Below are 18,452 nucleotides of genomic sequence, written 5' to 3'. Positions count from 1 at the left end.
AACAGGACGGTCGAAGAAGACCCGGACATGAGCACCGCGCTATCGACTTTCGAATCGTCGCTCGACCGCCTGGAGGTGGGGTGGACGCGGACGACCCCCGACGGGTTCGAGGACGCGCTCGCGTCCGCCATCGACCCACCTGCGGTCGGCGTGCCCTTGGGTATCGACGGCGTCTCCCTCGACGGGACTGCCGTGGAGACGCCCCCGACACCGCGTCTCCTGCGCGAGGCCAACACCGGCGTGACGCGCGCCGGGAAGGCCATCGCCCGCTACGGGACGCTCGTCGTCGACTCCGACCCCGCGGGGACCGAGCCCGTGAGCCTTTACCCGCCGACACACGTCGCCGTCGTCCGCGAGTCGGACGTCCTCCCGGACGTCGAGTCCGCGAGCGACCACCTCGGCGTGCGCTTCGCCGACGGGGGGTCGTCCGTCTTCGCGACCGGCGTCAGCTCCACCGGCGACATGGGCGCGCTCGTCGAGGGCGTCCACGGCCCGAAACACGTCCACGTCCTGATTCTGGAGGAACGATGAGCGCCGAGCGCCGCCGGAAGGCCGAGAAGATACGCCACCTCCTCGAGACCGAGGGCGACGCCGTCCACGAGAACATCACGCACATGAACGCGGAGCGCTACGACGCCATCGAGCGCTTCGACGACTTCGAGGCGCTCCGCGAGGAAGCGCGCGCCATCAAGGAGGACGCCATCGCGGACCTCCCCGCGCTCGTCGAGCAGGTCCGCGAGAGCGTCGAGGCGAACGGCGGCCACCTCTACGTCGCCGACGACGCCGCCGACGCCAACCGGTACATCACTGACGTCGCCGACTCGAAGGACGCCGACACCCTCGTCAAGTCGAAGTCGATGACGAGCGAGGAGATCGAGATGAACGACGCCCTCGAGGCCGCCGGCGTCGACGTCTGGGAGACCGACCTCGGCGAGTTCGTCCTTCAGGTCGCCGACGAGGGCCCCTCCCACCTCATCGGCCCGTCGCTCCACCGCTCGCGCGAGGACGTCGCCGACCTCTTCAACGAGGTCTTCGACCCCGAGGAGCCCTTCGAGACCGCCGAGGAGCTCACGGCGTTCGCGCGCGACTACCTCGGCGAGAAGATCCACGCCGCCGACATGGGGATGACGGGCGCGAACTTCGTGCTCGCGGACTCGGGCACCATCACGCTCGTCACCAACGAGGGCAACGCCCGAAAGACCGCCGTGACGCCCGACACGCACGTCGCCGTCACCGGCGTCGAGAAGATCCTCCCGAGCGTCGAGGAGCTCCAGCCGTTCGTCGAGCTCATCTCGAAGACCGCGACCGGACAGGACATCTCGCAGTACGTCTCGATGTTCACGCCGCCCGTCGACTCCCCCACGATCGACTTCGAGAACCCCGACGACCCCCTCGGGTCGGGCGACGGCGAGCGCGAGTTCCACCTCGTCCTCATCGACAACGGCCGCCTCGACATGCGCGAGGACGACCAGTTGAAGGAGACGCTCTACTGCATCCGCTGTGGCGCGTGCGCGAACTCCTGCGGGAACTTCCAGCACGTCGGCGGCCACGCCTTCGGCGGCGAGACCTACACGGGCGGCATCGCGACCGGCTGGGAGGCCGGCCTTCGCGGCGAGGAGGCCGCAGACGAGTTCAACGACCTCTGTACGGGGTGCTCGCGCTGCGTGAACGCCTGCCCCGTGAAGATCGATATCCCGTGGATCAACACGGTCGTCCGCGACCGGCTGAACGGCGACGCCACCCCGAGCGAGTTCGAGTTCCTCGTCGAGGGCCTCACCCCGGACGCCGAGGACTCGGTGGACCTCCAGAAGCGCCTCTTCGGGAACTTCGGGACGCTCGCCGAACTCGGGAGCAAGACCGCGCCCCTCTCGAACTGGACGGCGAAACTCGGCCCCGTCCGCTCGCTCATGGACGAGTACCTCGGCGTCTCCCGGGAACGCGACCTCCCGCAGTTCCAGCGCGAGACGCTCGTGGAGTGGTTCGAGTCCCGACGGCCGCGCGCGCCGAACGCGGACGCCACCCGAAAAGTCCTCCTCTACCCGGACGCCTACACGAACTACGTGCTCGTCGAGCGCGGGAAGGCCGCAGTCCGCGTCCTCGAAGCGCTCGGCGCGCACGTCGAACTCGCCTCGCCCATCGAGAGCGGGCGCGCCCCACTCTCACAGGGGATGATCGACACCGCGAGCGAGCAGGCCGACGCGGTCGCCGCCGACCTCGAGCCCTACCTGGAGGCGGGCTTCGACGTCGCCGTCATCGAGCCCTCCGACTTGGCGGCGTTCCGCCGCGAGTACGAGTACCTCCTCCCGGAGGCGGCGCACGACCGCCTCGCCGAGAACAGCTACGACGTCATGGAGTACGTCTACGGCCTCCTCGAGAACGGCGCCGATGGGTCGACTCTCGCCGCTCCCGAGGAGCCGGTCGCCTACCACTCGCACTGCCAGCAGCGCACCCTCGGCGTCGAGGCCTACACCGAGGCCGTCCTCGAGGACCACGGCTTCGACGTCGTCACCTCGGACGTCGAGTGCTGCGGGATGGCGGGGAGCTTCGGCTACAAGTCCGAGTATTACGAGCTCTCGATGGACGTCGGCGAGGACCTCTACGAGCAGTTCGCCGACGAGGACGACCGCACGCTCGTCGCGAGCGGGACGTCCTGCACCGAGCAGATGGGCGACCTCTTCGGGCGCGACGTCACCCACCCCGTCGAGCTCCTCGACCCCGGTCCCTAGAACTCCTCGACGGCCTCGCGCGACGGCAGCGCGGGCACGACTTCCTCTGCGGTGGTGGCGAGCGATCCGACGCGACAGCCGAACGCGAGCGCCTCCCGCAGCGGTTTGCCCTCGTGGAGGCCGACCGCGAACCCGGCGTTGAACGCGTCGCCCGCGCCCGTCGGGTCGACGACGGTCACGTCCGGCGCCGGCACCGAGGTGACGCCGTCGTCGTCGAGCGCCATCGCGCCGTTCGCGCCCTGCGTCAGCACGACCGTGCCCGCGCCCATCGCGTGGAGGTCGCGCGCCACCGTCTCATCAGAGACGTCGTCGTCCGGCCCGTAGCCCGCGACGACGCGTGCCTCGCTCTCGTTCGGCGTGAGGTAGTCCGCCTTCGCCACCACCTCCCTCGGCAACCCGTGGCCGGGCGCCGGGTTCAGTATCGCCGTCGTCCCCACCTCACCCGCGACGTCGAGCGCCGCCTCGACGGCCGCGACCGGGATCTCCAGTTGGGTGAGCAGGACGTCCGCGTCCGCGATGGCGTCGCGTGCGGCCTCGACTTCCGAGCTCCCGAGTCGGTTGTTCGCGCCGCCCGAGACGACGATCTGGTTCTCGCCGTCGTCGTCCACGAGGATGAACGCGACGCCTGTCGTCGCCTCACTGACTCGCTCGGCGTGCTCGGCCCCGACGCCCTCGCGCGCCCAGAGCGCCTCGGCGTCGGCCGCGTAGTCGTCGTCGCCCACCCGCCCGACGAACGCCGATTCGACGCCGAGCCGCGACACCGCGACCGCCTGATTCGACCCCTTCCCGCCCGCGCCTGCCGTAAACGACGACGCCGAAATCGTCTCGCCCGCGACCGGGAAGCGCGGCACCTGCATCGTCAATCCCGCCACGTACGACCCCACGACTACGATGGACATTCGTCCGAGTCGAACGCCCGTGTCGCCTAAACCGTGTCGAAGCCCGCTACTCGGGTTCGGCGACGGCGTTCTCGAGGCCCGCGTAGTCGCCGGTCTCGTCGACGCGTTCGAGGTTCCGCGCGAGGATGTCCGCACACCGCTCGTAGTACTCGGGCGTGCTCCCCGCCATGTGCGGCGTGACGTGGACGTTCTCGAACGCCCAGAGCGGGTGGTCCTCCGGGAGGGGTTCGGGGTCGGTGACGTCGAGCGCGGCGCCCCGGAGCTCGTTCTTGCGCAGGGCGCGGAGGAGCGCGTCGGTCTCCACGACGCCGCCGCGCGCGACGTTCACGAGGACGGCGTCCGGCGGGAGCGTCCCGAACGCCGCGTCGTCGACGAGGCCCTCGGTCGTGTCCGTCAGCGGGCACGCGAGCACGAGGTAGTCGGTGCGCGCGAGCGCCGCCTCGAAGCCGGGGCCGTCGAAGCCGACGACCTCGTCCGTCGGGCCGCCCTTCTCCGGGGAGTAGCGCACGCCGACCGTCTCCACGCCGAACGGCTCGAGGCGCGCGACGATGCCCTGCCCGATGGCGCCGAGGCCGACGACGGTGACGGTCGAGTCCTTCAGCTCGCCCGCTTGATAGTGCTCCCAGCGCGGCACCTGCTGGCGGCGCCATCCCTCGTCGAGGCGGCGCGCGAAGACGAGGAGGTTCCCCAGCACCTGCTCGGCCATGTTCGGGACGTGCACCCCGGAGGCGTTCGTGACGACGGCGCCGCGCGCGGTGATGTCGTCGAGCGGGAGGTGCTCGTAGCCGGCGGAGATTGCCGCGAAGAGGGCGAGCCCGTCGGCGCGCTCGAGGAGGTCCCGACCGAGGCCGCCGCCGGTGACGACGTCCGCGTCCGCGATCAGCTCGCGCTCCTCGTCGCGTGTTCGCGCGAGGACGACGTCGTCGTCGGGTCGTCGCTCGCGTATCGCGGCGGCGTACTCGCTCATCGGCATTCCGTGCGTCCCCTCGCGGAGGACGAGGACCGTGTGCTCGCTCATGCTCGTTCGTCCAGCGAGGCGCGCATAACTGTACCGCCGACGGCAGGGGTCGGGGGATACTGCCTTGTACACTGCGCCCGCTCGGTCGCGTATGACGGGCCGAACTGGCGCCGACGTCGTCCACGACGCCCTCCGCGACGCGGGCGTCGAGTTGCTCGTCGGTCTCCCGGGGACGCAGACGCTCGCGCTCGACCGCGTCGTCGCCGACCGCGACGAGATGACGTACGTGATGGCGCGCCACGAGACGGCGATCCCGCACGTCGCGTGGGGGTACTACGAGGCGACCGGCCGGCCGGCGGCGACGCTCACCGTCCCCGGCCCGGGCGACACGAACGCGATGCACGGCCTGCAGAACGCCCACGAGGACTGCGTGCCGATACTCCACGTCTCCGCCGACGTCGCGCCCGAGCACCGGGGGAAGGGCCCCATCCACGAACTCGACCCCGGGACGTTCGACGCCGTCGTGAAGGAGAACGTCACCGTCGAGCGCGCCGTCGACCTCCCGAGCGCCGTCGCGGCGGGCATCGAGACGGCGCTCACCGAGCCCTACGGGCCCGTTCGGCTGGGCGTGCCGGCCTCGCTCCTCGCCGCCGACGTGGGCGACGCCCCCGACGCGGCGGTCGCCCCCGAGACGCGGACCTACGACAACGCGGCCGCCGACGCCGCCGCGCGCGCCCTCCTCGCGGACGCCGAGCGCCCCCTCGTCTACGCGGGCGGCGGCGCGCGGCGCTCTCCCGGTGGCCCCGAGGCCGTCCGCGAGCTCGCCGACGCGCTGGACGCACCCGTCCTCACCTCCTACAAGGGCAAGGGCGTCTTCCCCGAGGACGACCCGCGGTGTCTCGGCGTCACCGGCAGTCACACGCCCGCCGGGGCCGTCGCCGCGCTCGACGCCGCCGACGTCGTGCTCGCCCTCGGAACGGACTTCGACGGCGTCACCACCGACGGCTGGTCGCTCCCGATGGGCGACGCGCTCGTCCACGTCACGCTCGCGCTCTCGGACGTCGACGCCGCCTACGACGCGGACGTCGCCATCGTCGACGACGTCGCGGCCGCCGCCGACCGCCTGCTCGACGGCCTCGATTCGGGAGATACCTGGGACGGCGAGCGGGTCGGCCGCGACGTCCGCGCGGAGTACGAGCGCCACCTCGCCGACGCGGACCTCCTCGACCCGGAGCGCGCGCCCGCGCTCCTGCGCGCCGTCCGCAACGCCACCCCGCGCGACGTCCCGGTGACGACGGACGTCGGGGGCTTCCGCCTCTGGTCGATGCAGGCCTTCGACGCCCATACCCCCGAGACGTTCGTCACCGCCGGGTCGTGGGCGGGCATGGGCGTCGGCCTCCCCGCCGCCATCGGTGCGGCCGTCGGGCGCGACGAGCCCGTCCTCTGCCTCACCGGCGACGGTGGCCTCATGATGTGCGTTCACGAGCTTCACACGCTCGCCGAGGCGGACCTGAACGTCACCGTCGTCGTCTCGAACAACGCCGACTACGGCGTCATCTCGAAGTCCCCGGCGATACGCGACGCCGAGGAGGGCGCCTTCGCGTGGGACGCCGCCGACTTCGCCACGGTCGCCGAGGGGATGGGCGTGCGCGCCACCAGCGTCGACACCGTGACCGCGGCCGCGGACGCCGTCGCCGCCGCGCTCGCCCGCGACGGCCCCGACCTCGTGGACGTCGCCGTCGACCCGGACGAACCCTCGGCGGCGGCCGCGAGCGAGTACGAGAGCGACCTCGACCGCGCGTAATCGCCTCCGTATCACGCCATTCTTGGCGGCGTCCCTCGAATCCGCGAGTGAATGCTCGACCGATTCCGCTCTGACCCCGGCGCATTCGCGCCGCTCGTGCTCCTGCTCGCCATCCTCGCGGGCGGGAGTGCCGCCATCCTCATCCGATGGAGTCACGCCCCGACCGCGACCCAGGTCTTCTATCGCCTCCTCTTCACGACGGCGGCCGTCGCGCCCGTCGCCCTGCTCCGCCACCGCGACGCCCTCCGCGCGATCTCGGGGCGCGACCTGCTCGTGAGCGCCGTCACCGGCGTCATCCTCGGCGGCCACTTCCTCGTCTTCTTCCGCAGCGTCGACTGGACGACCGTCGCCGCCGCGACGACGCTCACGCAACTCCACGCCGCCATCGTCCCCCTCGGCGCGTACGCCCTCCTCGACGAGCGCGTCTCCCGTCGGATGCTCGCCGGCCTCACGGTCGCGTTCGCTGGCGTCGCGCTCCTCTCGACGGGCGGCGTCTTCGTCTCCTCGCTCCTCGGCGGCCCGCACCCGCTCCTCGGGAACGCGTTCGCGGTGCTCGCGGCCATCGGCTTCGCCGCCTACACGCTCGCCGGGCGCTCCGTCCGGCAGCGCCTCCCGCTCTTCCCGTACGTCACCGTCGTCTACGCGATGGCGACGCTCGCCGTCGGCGCCTTCGCCGTCGGAACGGGCACGCCGGTCTTCCGCCCGTATCCGGCCCGCGAGTGGCTCATCTTCCTCGGCCTCGCCGTCGGCCCCGGCCTCCTCACGCACACGGGATTCAACTGGTCGCTCGAGCACGTCGACGCGAGCGTCGGGAGCGCCGCGATGCTCGGCACGCCCGTCGTCAGCACGCTCCTCGCCGCCGTCCTCCTCGACGAGGTGCCGTCCGCCGTCACGCTCGCCGGCGCCGGCGTCGCGCTCGCCGGCGTCTACTTCGTCGCGACGGGCGTCCCAGTGGACAACGCCTAAGGGTCTGTCACTCACCCGCTCGACCATGAGCGATTCGCTCGAAGACGCGGCCGCGCTCGTCACGGGCGCGAGCTCCGGCATCGGACGCGCGACGGCGCGCGAACTCGCGGTACGCGGCGCGGACGTCGCGCTCAGTGCGCGACGGACGGAGCGCCTCGAAGCACTCCGGGACGACCTCCTCGCCGACCACGACGTCGACGTGCTCGTCCACGCGGCGGACGTCACGGACGCCGAGGCGGTCGAGGCCCTCGTCGCGGACGCCGTCGACACCTTCGGCGGCCTCGACGTCGTCGTGAACAACGCGGGTCTCGGCCGCGACGAGACGACCATCGAGGACCTCGACCTTGAGGCCTATCGGCAGATGATGGCGGTGAACTGCGACGGGATGTTCTACGTCGCGCGCGCCGCGATGCCCCACCTGAAGGAGAGCGACGGGAACCTCATCTTCCTCGGCAGCATGTCCGGGCAGTACCCGCGCCCGGCGAGCCCGGTCTACGCGGCGACGAAGTGGTGGACGCGCGGCCTCGCGTTGAGCGTGCAGGCGAACGTCGGCACCGAGGGCGTCGGCGTCACGGCGGTGAACCCGACGGAGGTCCGCACGGAGTTCGGGAGCGAGGACGGCGCGGCGTTCAGCGAGCAACTCGACCCCGACGAGGCCGCCGCGCCCGAGGACGTCGCGGACGCCATCGCGTTCGCCGCCGAGCAGGAGGACCCGAACGTCGTCCAGGAACTCGACCTCTTCCGGCGCGACAAGTTCGCGGACTGGTAGCCCGACACCGACCCCGTCTGTCTCCTCGAACACGTCGTCGGAACAGCGAACCCGCCTGCACAGCACGCCCATCCAGCGCCACCGCTCACCCCGACCACTCAGAAACCCCATACAGTATTACTGTACAGTATTACTGGACAGTACTTCTGACCAGTTTGTCTGAGTGGCATGGCTGACTCTCCTGTCTGGATGTCCGGATTGGTCAAACCGACAGGGTACCTCCTCCTCGCAGTGCGTCCCGCTCGCCGGACCACGGCAGTTAACTCGGCCGCGCGAGTGCTCTCCGGTACAGTGAGCACCGACAGCATCGAGCGGGCGGGTGCGGCCGTCGACTGGACGCTCCGCGTCGCCATCCTCGGCGTGGTCGCCACCGGCGTCCGCCAGCATAACCCCGGCGCGGTCGCGAACGGCCTCGTCGCGTTCGTCGCGACGTTCCTCCCGCGCGCCCTCCGGTGCGCCCTCGGCTTCCGGTTCGGTCCCCGCCACCGCGTCTGGCTCTCCGGCTCCATGCTCCTCCACGCCACCGGGATGCTCGGACCCTACGACGACGTCTGGTGGTGGGACCACGTCACGCACACGCTCTCCGCGTCGCTCGTCGGCGCCGCCGCCCACCTCCTCGCTCGCCGCCGCGACCGCGACCCGACGCGCTACGTCCTCGGCGCCACCGTCGGCGCCGGCCTCTTCTGGGAGGCCCTCGAGTACGTCGTCCACACGACCGCCAGACGCCTCGGCCTCGAACCGCTCCTCATCCAGTATGGGCACGAAGACACGCTCGGCGACCTCTTCTTCGACGCCGTCGGCGCGCTCCTCGTGCTCGCGTTCGGCGACCGCGTCCTCGAGGGCGTGCTCGACGCGGACGACTGAGCCGCGAACGCCCGTCCCGTCGCCGCGACCAGTACTGTCAAGTGAGTTAGTGAGACAGCATAGCGCATGAGTACACGGTCCGCGCAGCCGACGAATCGGACGAGCGTCGTCGCCACCATCGGCGGATTGGCGCGGCGCGCGAACCCCGCGTTCGCGCTCGCAGTCGTCGCGCTCCCACTCCTCGCGCTCGTCTACGCCGTCACCGCCGCGAGCGTCCAACAACACACCTACGTCCACGTGATGGCGGGCGCCCTCTGGACCGGCATCGACGTCTTCATGGCCGCCGTCATCGGGCCCGTCCTCGGCGGCGTCGACCCGCGCGTCCGCGCCGCCGTCTTCGAGAAGTTCACCCCGAAACTCTTCTTCGTCATGCCGACGCTCGCCGCGATCACGACGGTCGGCGGCATCACGCTCGCGATGCGGATGAGCGTCTTCCCGCACGCGATGCCGTGGCTCGCACTCTTCACCGCCGCCGTCACCGTCCCCTCGCTCCTCAGCATCGGCTACCAGTTCGACGCCTTCCGCGACCGGCGCTGGCTCGCGTGGTTCGGCGTCGCCGTCGTCGGGAGCGCGGCCTTCCTCTACGACACGATGGGCGCGTTCGCGATGACGAGCCCCGTCATGCTCGTCGTCCTCGTCGACATCACGCTCCTCACCGTCCTCGGGAACGGCGTCCTCATGCCCGGCGAAGTCCGCATCTACCGCGAGATAACCTCCGAGAACCCCGACACCGACCTCGTCGGCGACATCGGCCTCCGAAACGCCAAGATATCCGGCGTTCAGGGCGTCCTCCAGTTCGTCATCATCGCCGCGATGGTCTCCCTCCGCTGGGGCGGCCTCCCGCTCTGAGCCCTCGGCCGCCCGCCACTCCACCCCTCGCGCACGCCGCGTTACTTGAGGTCGACGTCGGCCTCCGCCTCACGCAGTCGCTCTTGGACCCGAACCGGCTCGCCGGTCTCGCTCGACTCGACGGCGGCCGCGACGAGCGCGACCGACTGGAGGTTCGCCCGGACGTTCGTCGCCATCGGCTCGCCGCCGTCCAGCCACTCACAGAACTGCCCGACCAGCCACGTGTTCGACCAGTGCTCGCGCTCCGCGAGCGCGAGTTCCTCGGGGTCGTCGTCGCCGCGCCCCCAGCGCGCCGGCTCCTCCTGGTGGGCGTGACGGGCGAGCTCGCGGTCGTCGAGGACCAGCGTCGCGTCCCGACACTCCGCCCGAACGTAGTCCTGCCCCCAGTTGTTCAGGCCGACCGCGTTGGCCTTCGCGCCCTCCCAGCTGATACGGACGCCGTTCCGCATGCGCATCTGGACGAGCGCCTGACAGTCGCCGTCGTACTCCGCCCACTCGGGCTTCCACGTGTCCGCGTAGACCGTCTCGCAGGTCTCACCCGCCATGTCCGCGAGGAAGTCGAGTTGGTGGACGGCGCCGTCGACGAGGAGCGGGTCGTCCATGTCGTGGCGGAACGCCCCCCACTCGCCGTACTCGCGGAGGTCGCAGGTGAAGCGCCCGACCAGGTAGTCGAGCGGGCCGTTTCGCGACGCGCGGATCTCCCGGCGCAGCGTCGTCTTGTCCCGATCGAAGCGGTGGCTCATCGTCACGCCCATCTTCGCGCCCGCGCGCTCGACCTTCTCGGCGATGCGGACGGAGGCCTCCAGCGTGTCCGCGATGGGTTTCTCGGAGAGTATATCGAGGCCGTGCTCGAGGGCAGCGTCCACGACGTCCTCGTGGATCCACGGCGGAACCACGACCGTGCAGAAGTCCGCTTCGGGGTGGGCGGCGAACGCCCCCTCGACGTCCGTGTAGCACCGCTCGGGCGGGAGCCCGAGGCCGTCGACCGCGTTCTCGTGGGCGTCCTCGTCGACGTCCACCGCCGCGACCGGCTCGACGCGCCCGGCCGCGACGTGCGGTTCGAGGAACGTCCGACACCAGTTCTCGCCCTGCCCGCCCGTGCCGACCTGTATCACGCCGTGTGCCATCGTGTGTTTCTGCCCGCGCGCACGCATAAATCCTCCCTCGGTCCGACCGCCGGTGAACGCGAGCCACGTCCGTCCGCCACCGCCGGAACGATGGCCACACCCGAAACCGTTCTCCGCTGGCGAACTCCCGCTCGCCGACTGCACCCCCTAGAACTGATGGCTGTATGGCTGTAAACCACCGCATCGAACTGTACAACCGTTCTCGACAGAAGAATAGGAGTCCTGTATAGGCGACGCGACGTTACGAGTACGTGACGTTCAACTCGATGACGTTGACGGTCTCGAGGAGGCGCTCGGGGAGTTCTTCCTCGAAGAGGTCACCCTGCAGTCGGTTCGTCGGGCCGGCGATGCTGACCGCGCCGAGGACGCGGTCCTCGTTGCTGAGGATGGGCGCGGCGACACACCGCAGCCCACGCAGACGCTCCTCGTTGTCGATGGCGTAGCCGCGCTCGCGCGTGCGCTCGAGTTCCTCGTAGAGCTCATTCGGTTCCGTGATCGTTTCCGACGTGCTCCTCGGGAGGCCGTGATAGGCGATGATCTCCTCGACGTACTCCTCGGGGAGATGTGCGAGGATCGCCTTCCCGAGCCCGGTGCTGTGGAGGGGGACGCGCGTTCCGACGTGAGCGGCAACGCGAACCGCCTGCTCGCCACGGGCGCGATAGAGGTAGGACCCGCGTCCGTGCTCCTCGACGAGGAGGTTCGTCAGCTCGCCCGTCTCCGCCGCGAGCTCGTCGATCTCCGGGCGCGCGATGTTGTGGATCTTCATCCGATTGCGCGCGTACGCACCGAGCTCGAAGAACCGTAGGCCGATGCGGTACTCGTCCCCGTCCTTCACCACGTACTCCTCCTGTCGCAGCGTACTCAGGTAGTTGTGTACGTTGCTCTTCGGGAGGTCGAGGTGGGTCGCGAGCTCCGTCACGCGCGCCCCGTTCAACTCCTTCAAGCCCTCCAACACCTCGAACGTCCGTACCGTCGACTTCACTGGGTTCGACGCTTCCTTGAGCATGACCGTACGTTATACGCCAGCATACAAAACTATTATTCATCAATCGTGAACATAAGGGAGCCGACGGTCTCACCGGTGATCAACGCCGAGGGCGCCGCTACGCGCGCCTGAGGAACGCATCGGTGATCGAACGGTCTCGGAACCGCCTGAACGTCGTGTGAACGCCGGTCGACACACCCCGACTGCCGCCGGAGGGAGGAGCCGTCGCCACCGCGATCCGCGCTGTCGACGCCGCTGACGCGTCGCGGACGAGCGCGTGCCGGTCGATGGCTGAACGCCCCGTCCGTTTCCCGGTCGCGGCGCTCCGGAAACACGCGCGGACGCCGGTTTCGGCCGCGGACCGACGCGTTCCCGCTCTCGCCCCGAACCCAGCCAAATATCCGCCACAGCCGGACGAAGGATCGACCGCTTCGTCCCACACCAGCGACACGTCTCTGTCTCCGGCCCTCACGGACGTCCGGCTGTGGCGGATTCTTCTGACGTGTTGTCCCTCTCCCGAATTCAGCTATTCCGACCCTGAACGGCCCGTATTCGCGCCTCTCGCCCTCCCCGATCGCGTGGCGGCCGGGCGCTCGTATCCACAACCTTTACTACGACCCCTTTGAATACCTCGGACGCAATGGTCGACTACGAGAAGCTCCGCGACCCGAACGCGGAGTATACGATGCGGGACCTCTCAGCGGAGACGATGGGTGTCGAGAAGGAGCGTGGTGGCACGCGCGACGCCGAGATCACCGACGTACAGACGACGATGGTCGACGGGAACTACCCGTGGATCCTCGTTCGCGTCTACACCGACGCCGGCGTCGTCGGCACCGGTGAGTCATACTGGGGCGGCGGCGACGCCGAGATCATCGAGCGCATGAAGCCGTTCCTCGTCGGCGAGAACCCGCTCGACATCGATCGCCTCTACGAGCACCTCGTCCAGAAGATGAGCGGCGAGGGCTCCATCTCCGGCAAAGTCATCTCCGCCATCTCCGGGATCGAGATCGCGCTCCACGACGTCGCGGGCAAGCTCCTCGACGTCCCCGCCTACCAGCTCGTCGGCGGGAAGTACCGTGACGAGGTCCGTATCTACTGTGACCTCCACACGGAGGACGAGGCGAACCCGCAGGCCTGCGCCGCCGAGGCCGAACGCGTCGTCGAGGACCTCGGCTACGACGCTATCAAGTTCGACCTCGACGTCCCCTCCGGCCACGAGAAGGACCGCGCGAACCGCCACCTCCGCAACCCCGAGATCGACCACAAGGTCGAGATCGTGGAGGCAACCACGGAAGCCGTCGGCGACAAGGCGGACGTCGCCTTCGACTGCCACTGGTCGTTCACTGCGGGGAGCGCGAAGCGTCTCGCGCGCGAACTCGAGGAGTACGACGTCTGGTGGCTCGAAGACCCCGTCCCGCCGGAGAACCACGACGTCCAGCAGAAGGTGACGGACTTCTCCTCCACGCCGATCGCCGTCGGGGAGAACGTCTACCGGAAGTTCGGCCAGCGCACCCTCCTCGAACCGCAGGCCGTCGACATCGTCGCGCCCGACCTCCCGCGCGTCGGCGGGATGCGCGAGACCCGCAAGATCGCGGACCTCGCGGAGATGTACTACATCCCGGTCGCGATGCACAACGTCTCCTCGCCCATCGGCACGATGGCCTCCGCACAGGTCGCCGCCGCCATCCCGAACTCGCTCGCCGTCGAGTACCACTCCTACGAGCTCGGCTGGTGGGAGGACCTGGTCGAGGAGGACGACCTCATCGAGGAGGGCCGCATGGAGATCCCCGAGGAACCGGGTCTCGGCCTCACCCTCAACCTCGACGCCGTCGGGGACCACATGGTCGCCGGCGAGACCCTGTTCGACGAGGCGTAGCCTCGTCGAGCAAGCGACGCCTCGCGTCGCCCAGTTCGACGAAGCGTAAGCTTCGTCGAGTAACCGGGACGCAACCCGGCTCCGTCGCCGTCTTCTGTCACGTTTCCGGGCGCTCCACGCCGGGGCGCTCTTCCGTTCGATGCGCGCAGCGACGCCGTAGTTCCGCCACCCGTGGGTATTTACGTTCCGTCGCCGAGCGCTTCTGCATGGAGTACACGACACTCGGCTCCACCGGGATGAGCGTCAGCGAGATCTGTCTGGGCTGTATGAGCTTCGGGAGCGGGAGCGACTGGATGCTCGCGGAGGACGAGGCCGATGAGATCATCGAGCGGGCCATCGACCTCGGAATCAACTTCTTCGACACGGCTAACACCTACTCGAACGGCGAATCCGAGGAGATCCTCGGGAACGCCCTCGCGGGGTACGACCGGGACGAGCAGGTGGTCGCGACGAAGGTGCGGTTCCCCGCGATGGCGGACCCGCACCCGAACGCGACGGGCCTCTCACGGAAGACCATCGAGCAGGAGTTGGAGAACTCCCTCGAGCGGCTCGGCATGGAGACGGTCGACCTCTACCAGATCCACCGCTGGGACCCGGAGACGTCCATCGAGGAGACGCTGAAAGCCCTCGACGACGCCGTCCGTCGCGGCGACGTCCGCTATCTCGGCGCGTCGTCGATGTGGGCCCACCAGTTCGCCGACGCCCTCCACACCAGCGACGCGCTCGACCTCGAGTCGTTCGTCTCGATGCAGAACCACTACAACGTCGTCTACCGCGAGGAGGAGCGCGAGATGAACCCGCTCTGTGAGTCGGCCGGCGTCGGCCTGATCCCGTGGGGCCCGCTCGCGCAGGGCTACCTCGCGCGCCCCCACGAGGACATCCACGCGACGACGCGCGGCGACCCCGAGCAGAAGCACAACCCCAACCCCGACTACTCGAGTGCCGGCGGCGAGGAGATCAACGAGCGCGTCGAGGAGCTGGCGGCGGAGAAGGGCCTGACGATGGCGCAGGTCAGCCTCGCGTGGCTCCTCCACAAGGACACCGTGGACGCGCCCATCGTCGGGACGACGAGCGTCGAGCACCTCGAGCAGGCCGTCGAGGCCACCGACGTCGACCTCTCGGACTCCGAGATGGCGTACCTCGAAGAGCCCTACGAGCCCGTCCCGGTCTTCGGGCACTGAGGGCTCGCGACGGTGTGATACAGCGGGGACCACCGTTACGCACTCGGACCCGACGCCCGGGGACGGGTTGCCAATAGGGATACGCTTTTATGCACGGTGACGGATTGTGAGGTATGCGGTATTACCACCTCTCTGTGGAGGGTAGTGACGGCACTCATCTGGTCGCGGAGACCAACGACGGCGAGGCGTACGACCTGACGTCGGCGTCCGAGGACCTCGGCTCGTTCACGGCGCTGGCGCGCGCGGCGAACGCGACCGAGCAGACCCTCGACGACGTCGCGGCCGCACGCATCCCGGACGCGGACTCGGTCGACCCCGGCCGCCTCGCCGCCGAGGCCGACCAGCCCGTTCGGGCGGAGGAAGTGTGGGCGTCCGGCGTCACCTACGAGATCAGCGAGCAGGCCCGTGAGGAGGAGAGCGGGAAGCCCGAAGTCTACCTCGACGTCTACGAGAGCGAGCGCCCGGAGCTCTTCCTGAAGGCGACGCCGTCCCGAACCGTCGGGCCGAACGAGCCGATCGGCGTGCGCGGGGACTCGACGTGGGACGTCCCCGAGCCCGAACTCGCCGTCGTCATCCACCGCGGCGACGTCGTCGGCTACACGGTCGGCAACGACGTATCGAGTCGCTCCATCGAGGGGGAGAACCCCCTCTACCTCCCGCAGGCGAAGGTGTTCGAGCGTTGTTGCTCGATCGGCCCGTGCGTCGCCTCCCCGGGGACGGTCGGCGACCCCCACGAGCTGACGCTCTCGATGCGGATCGCCCGCAACGGCGACGTCGTCTACGAGGACGAGACGACGACAGGCGAGATGGTGCACTCCTGTGAGGAACTCGTCGACTACCTCGGCCGACACAACGTCCTGCCCGAGACCGCCGTCCTCCTCACCGGGACCGGTCTCGTCCCCGACGACTTCACCCTTCAGGACGGCGACGAGATCACCATCGACGTCGAAAACGTCGGCGAACTCACCAACGGGACCGTCACTGTCTGAACCGACGCGACGCGGGTTTTCTCACGTTCGCACGCTCCACAGAGCCACGTCGCCGCCGTCGCCTTTTCGCGCTACAGTTATACCGTTTCGACGACGAGTGACCCCCCTCGTCGCGCCGTCGCACTGGTCGAAACCGAGGGCCGCCGTGTCGGGTTACTCGCCGGACTCGACGCGGGAGTCGGTGAAGTAGGTGCGGCCGGTGCGCGGGAGTTCCTTGCTCGCGGTGACGTCGAAGGCGGCGGTGTCGACGATGTCGTCGGCGGCGGTGCCGACGCGGACCTCGTAGGGGCCTTCCTCGACTGCGAGGTTCATGTCGCGGTCGTGGTAGGCGAGTTGGGAGGCGTGGACGTCGAAGCTGACGCGCGCGGACTCGCCGGGTTCGAGGTGGACGCGCTCGAAGCCCGTCAGCTCCTGTACGGGGCGCGCCTGATCCGGGTTCTCTGCGCGCGTGTAGAGCTGGACGACGTCGGTGCCCGCGCGCTCGCCCGCGTTCGTGACGGTGACGCTCGCCGTGAGCGTCCCCGCCGGCTCGAGACTGTCCGTCGAGAGCTCGAGACCCGAGTACTCGAACTCCGTGTAGCTCAGCCCGTGCCCGAACGCGTACAACGGCGTGCTCTCCGTGTAGACGTGCTCCTCGTTCGCGCTGTTCGGACGGCGGCTGTAGTGGACGGGGAGTTGGCCGACGTTGCGGGGGATGGAGACGGGGAGGTGGCCGCTGGGGTTGTGGTCGCCGAAGACGACGGCGTCGATGGCGTCCCCGCCCTCTTCGCCGGGGAGCCACGCCTGCACGACCGCCGGGGCCTCCTCCGCGATCTCCTCGATGGAGTGGGGCTTCCCGCTGACGACGACGACGACGACCGGCGTCTCGGTCTCGCGGAGCTCGGCCACGAGCTCCTCCTGAACGCCTGGGAGGCCGAGGTCCGTCACGTCACAGCCCTCGCCGCTCGTCGGGACGCTCGGGCGCTGCTCCATGTCGGCCTCGGTGCCGCTGAAGTCGACGGCGGAGCGGGCGCCGACGAAGGCGAGGGCGACGTCGGCGTCCTCGGCCTGCGCGACGGCGTCGTCGAAGCCGTCGGTAGCGGGGCCGGTAGTCGTACAGCCCTCGGCGTGTCGGACGTCGAAGCCCTCGGCGTCGCCGCGTGCGCGCAGCGCGTCCAGCGGCGTCGTCGCCTCGAACGCCGTCTCCTCGTCCGGGTAGTGGGCGGCGTAGGCGTAGTCGCCGAGGAGCTCCTGCGCGTCGTCCGCCTTCGGCCCGACGACGGCGAGGGAGTCGAGAGCGTCGCCGGCGAGCGGGAGGGTATCGTCCTCGTTCTTCAGGAGGGTGATGGACTCGCGCGCGGCGCGTCGCGTCAGCTCGCTCGCCTCCTCGGTGTCGTACGGGTCGCTCGCGCTCGCGGCGTCCACGGTGGCGTCGTCGAGGACGCCCTTCCGGGCCTTCATCGTGAGGACGCGTCGCGCCGCCTCCTCCACCGTCGACGCCGCGAGCTCGCCGCGCTCGACGGCCTCCACGAGGTGTTCGCCGTAGCAGTCCGTGTACGGGAGCTCCACGTCGACGCCCGCCTCGAGCGCCGTCACGCCGGCCTCGCGTTCCGTCCCTGCGACGCCGTGTTCACTCTTCAGGAACTCGACGCTGTAGTAGTCGGAGACGACGGTGCCGTCGAAGTCCCATTCGCCGCGGAGGACGTCCGTGAGGAGCCATTCGTCGCTCGCGCAGGGAACGCCGTCGATGTCGTGGTAGGCGTTCATCACGCTCTCCGCGCCCGACTCGTGGATCGCCGCCTCGAACGGGAACATGTGTGTCTCGCGGAGCTCGCGCTCGCCGAGGTGGACGCTCGAGCGGTTCTTCCCGCCCTCGCCGACGGCGTGGCCGACGAAGTGCTTGAGGGTGGCGGAGATGCCGTCGCCGTCGGCTTGGAGGCCGTCGACGTAGCCACACGCCATCGCGGCGACGAGATAGGGGTCCTCGCCGAAGGTCTCCTCGACGCGCCCCCAGCGGAGGTCGCGCGCGACGTCCAGGACGGGCGAGAGCGCGTGGACGGTGCCGATGGCTTCGAGCTGTTCGCGGATGGTGTCCGTCACGTCCGCCATCAGCGCGGGGTCGAACGTCGCGGCCATCCCGATCCCCTGCGGGAACGTCGTCCCCGCCGGCCCCATGTATCCGCTCAGGCACTCCTCGTGCGGGATCGCCGGAATCCCGAGGCGCGTCTCCTCGCGCAGGATCTCCTGCAGTTCGTTCGTCACTTCCGCCGCGCGCTCCGGGTCGAGGCTCCCCTCCCCGCCGATGCGCGTCAGGTGCCCGATGCCGTTCGCGAGGTACTCCTCGGCGGCGTCCCTGTCCAGCTCGCCGTCCTCGGTCAGTATTCGCTCCGCGTTCACGGAGCCGAGTTGGGCGGCCTTCTCCGCCAGCGTCATCTCCGCCAGTATCGCCTCGACGCGCTCGTCCACGGTGGTCGCGT

The 18,452-nt window shown here is 69.9% G+C and carries 15 protein-coding genes; 10 read left to right on the top strand and 5 right to left on the bottom strand.

Annotated elements, in window-relative coordinates; genetic code table 11:
• Positions 1-27: 27 nt before the first annotated feature.
• On the top strand, positions 28-531 hold the full coding sequence (locus IEY12_RS11790; RefSeq protein WP_188883908.1) for an LUD domain-containing protein: 504 nt from the start codon (positions 28-30) through the stop codon (positions 529-531).
• Complete coding sequence (locus IEY12_RS11785; RefSeq protein WP_188883907.1) at positions 528-2,726, top strand: LUD domain-containing protein; 2,199 nt, start codon at positions 528-530, stop codon at positions 2,724-2,726. The genes IEY12_RS11790 and IEY12_RS11785 overlap by 4 nt, the downstream gene beginning before the upstream one ends.
• Here the strand turns inward: IEY12_RS11785 and IEY12_RS11780 are convergent.
• Both IEY12_RS11780 and IEY12_RS11775 read right to left on the bottom strand, forming a co-directional pair.
• A complete protein-coding gene (locus IEY12_RS11780) occupies positions 2,723-3,625 on the bottom strand; it encodes a ribokinase (protein WP_188883906.1) in 903 nt (300 codons plus the stop codon). The two genes, IEY12_RS11785 and IEY12_RS11780, sit on opposite strands and share 4 nt — an antisense overlap.
• 46 nt (positions 3,626-3,671) lie before the next feature.
• Positions 3,672-4,643, bottom strand: a complete 972-nt coding sequence (locus IEY12_RS11775) for a D-2-hydroxyacid dehydrogenase (RefSeq protein WP_229871239.1) — start codon at positions 4,641-4,643, stop codon at positions 3,672-3,674.
• 91 nt (positions 4,644-4,734) lie between these two features.
• Between IEY12_RS11775 and IEY12_RS11770 the strand changes: the two genes are divergently transcribed.
• The 5 genes from IEY12_RS11770 to IEY12_RS11750 all read left to right on the top strand — a co-directional run bounded on the left by IEY12_RS11770 (position 4,735) and on the right by IEY12_RS11750 (position 9,835).
• On the top strand, positions 4,735-6,387 hold the full coding sequence (locus IEY12_RS11770) for a thiamine pyrophosphate-binding protein (protein WP_188883905.1): 1,653 nt from the start codon (positions 4,735-4,737) through the stop codon (positions 6,385-6,387).
• Positions 6,388-6,438: 51 nt separating this feature from the next.
• A complete protein-coding gene (locus IEY12_RS11765; RefSeq protein ID WP_188883904.1) occupies positions 6,439-7,353 on the top strand; it encodes a DMT family transporter in 915 nt (304 codons plus the stop codon).
• 25 nt (positions 7,354-7,378) lie between these two features.
• Positions 7,379-8,122, top strand: a complete 744-nt coding sequence (locus IEY12_RS11760; protein WP_188883903.1) for an SDR family oxidoreductase — start codon at positions 7,379-7,381, stop codon at positions 8,120-8,122.
• A 291-nt stretch (positions 8,123-8,413) separates the two neighbouring features.
• Complete coding sequence (locus IEY12_RS11755) at positions 8,414-8,986, top strand: DUF2238 domain-containing protein (protein WP_188883902.1); 573 nt, start codon at positions 8,414-8,416, stop codon at positions 8,984-8,986.
• A gap of 66 nt (positions 8,987-9,052) precedes the next feature.
• Positions 9,053-9,835, top strand: a complete 783-nt coding sequence (locus tag IEY12_RS11750) for a hypothetical protein (protein WP_229871231.1) — start codon at positions 9,053-9,055, stop codon at positions 9,833-9,835.
• A 41-nt stretch (positions 9,836-9,876) separates the two neighbouring features.
• Here the strand turns inward: IEY12_RS11750 and IEY12_RS11745 are convergent, their stop codons facing one another.
• Positions 9,877-10,962, bottom strand: a complete 1,086-nt coding sequence (locus IEY12_RS11745; RefSeq protein ID WP_188883901.1) for a Gfo/Idh/MocA family protein — start codon at positions 10,960-10,962, stop codon at positions 9,877-9,879.
• A gap of 241 nt (positions 10,963-11,203) precedes the next feature.
• Positions 11,204-11,968 carry an IclR family transcriptional regulator gene (locus IEY12_RS11740; protein ID WP_188883900.1) on the bottom strand — a complete coding sequence of 255 codons (765 nt, stop codon included), beginning with the start codon at positions 11,966-11,968 and terminating at the stop codon, positions 11,204-11,206.
• 619 nt (positions 11,969-12,587) lie between these two features.
• On the opposite strand from IEY12_RS11740, the gene IEY12_RS11735 reads away from it, so the two are divergent.
• The 3 genes from IEY12_RS11735 (at position 12,588) to IEY12_RS11725 (ending at position 15,996) form a co-directional block, all read left to right on the top strand.
• Positions 12,588-13,826: a mandelate racemase/muconate lactonizing enzyme family protein gene (locus tag IEY12_RS11735; RefSeq protein ID WP_188883899.1), complete on the top strand. Its 1,239-nt coding sequence runs from the start codon at positions 12,588-12,590 to the stop codon at positions 13,824-13,826.
• A 206-nt stretch (positions 13,827-14,032) separates the two neighbouring features.
• Positions 14,033-15,007 (top strand): aldo/keto reductase, encoded by a 975-nt coding sequence (locus tag IEY12_RS11730; protein ID WP_188883898.1) that lies wholly within the window; start codon positions 14,033-14,035, stop codon positions 15,005-15,007.
• 113 nt (positions 15,008-15,120) lie between these two features.
• Positions 15,121-15,996, top strand: coding sequence for a fumarylacetoacetate hydrolase family protein (locus IEY12_RS11725; RefSeq protein ID WP_188883897.1), 876 nt, complete (start codon positions 15,121-15,123; stop codon positions 15,994-15,996).
• A 153-nt stretch (positions 15,997-16,149) separates the two neighbouring features.
• On the opposite strand, the gene IEY12_RS11720 is transcribed toward IEY12_RS11725, so the two are convergent.
• Positions 16,150-18,408, bottom strand: a complete 2,259-nt coding sequence (locus IEY12_RS11720; protein ID WP_188884026.1) for a glycoside hydrolase family 3 N-terminal domain-containing protein — start codon at positions 18,406-18,408, stop codon at positions 16,150-16,152.
• Between the last annotated feature and the right edge of the window lie 44 nt (positions 18,409-18,452).

This window comes from Halarchaeum grantii, assembly GCF_014647455.2.
In the GTDB taxonomy this organism is placed as follows: Archaea; Halobacteriota; Halobacteria; order Halobacteriales; family Halobacteriaceae; genus Halarchaeum; species Halarchaeum grantii.
Note: the sequence above shows the minus strand (reverse complement) of the source record. Positions and strands in the feature narration are given on the sequence as shown.

What these genes read in the sequence shown, in the direction of transcription:
- IEY12_RS11780 (WP_188883906.1), bottom strand. Translation starts at nt 3,625, where the DNA reads ATGTCCATCGTAGTCGTGGGGTCGTACGTGGCGGGATTGACGATGCAG.
- IEY12_RS11760 (WP_188883903.1), top strand. Translation starts at nt 7,379, where the DNA reads ATGAGCGATTCGCTCGAAGACGCGGCCGCGCTCGTCACGGGCGCGAGC.
- IEY12_RS11790 (WP_188883908.1), top strand. Translation starts at nt 28, where the DNA reads ATGAGCACCGCGCTATCGACTTTCGAATCGTCGCTCGACCGCCTGGAG.
- IEY12_RS11770 (WP_188883905.1), top strand. Translation starts at nt 4,735, where the DNA reads ATGACGGGCCGAACTGGCGCCGACGTCGTCCACGACGCCCTCCGCGAC.
- IEY12_RS11750 (WP_229871231.1), top strand. Translation starts at nt 9,053, where the DNA reads ATGAGTACACGGTCCGCGCAGCCGACGAATCGGACGAGCGTCGTCGCC.
- IEY12_RS11785 (WP_188883907.1), top strand. Translation starts at nt 528, where the DNA reads ATGAGCGCCGAGCGCCGCCGGAAGGCCGAGAAGATACGCCACCTCCTC.
- IEY12_RS11765 (WP_188883904.1), top strand. Translation starts at nt 6,439, where the DNA reads ATGCTCGACCGATTCCGCTCTGACCCCGGCGCATTCGCGCCGCTCGTG.
- IEY12_RS11775 (WP_229871239.1), bottom strand. Translation starts at nt 4,643, where the DNA reads ATGAGCGAGCACACGGTCCTCGTCCTCCGCGAGGGGACGCACGGAATG.
- IEY12_RS11720 (WP_188884026.1), bottom strand. Translation starts at nt 18,408, where the DNA reads ATGACGCTGGCGGAGAAGGCCGCCCAACTCGGCTCCGTGAACGCGGAG.
- IEY12_RS11730 (WP_188883898.1), top strand. Translation starts at nt 14,033, where the DNA reads ATGGAGTACACGACACTCGGCTCCACCGGGATGAGCGTCAGCGAGATC.
- IEY12_RS11740 (WP_188883900.1), bottom strand. Translation starts at nt 11,968, where the DNA reads ATGCTCAAGGAAGCGTCGAACCCAGTGAAGTCGACGGTACGGACGTTC.
- IEY12_RS11735 (WP_188883899.1), top strand. Translation starts at nt 12,588, where the DNA reads ATGGTCGACTACGAGAAGCTCCGCGACCCGAACGCGGAGTATACGATG.
- IEY12_RS11745 (WP_188883901.1), bottom strand. Translation starts at nt 10,962, where the DNA reads ATGGCACACGGCGTGATACAGGTCGGCACGGGCGGGCAGGGCGAGAAC.
- IEY12_RS11725 (WP_188883897.1), top strand. Translation starts at nt 15,121, where the DNA reads ATGCGGTATTACCACCTCTCTGTGGAGGGTAGTGACGGCACTCATCTG.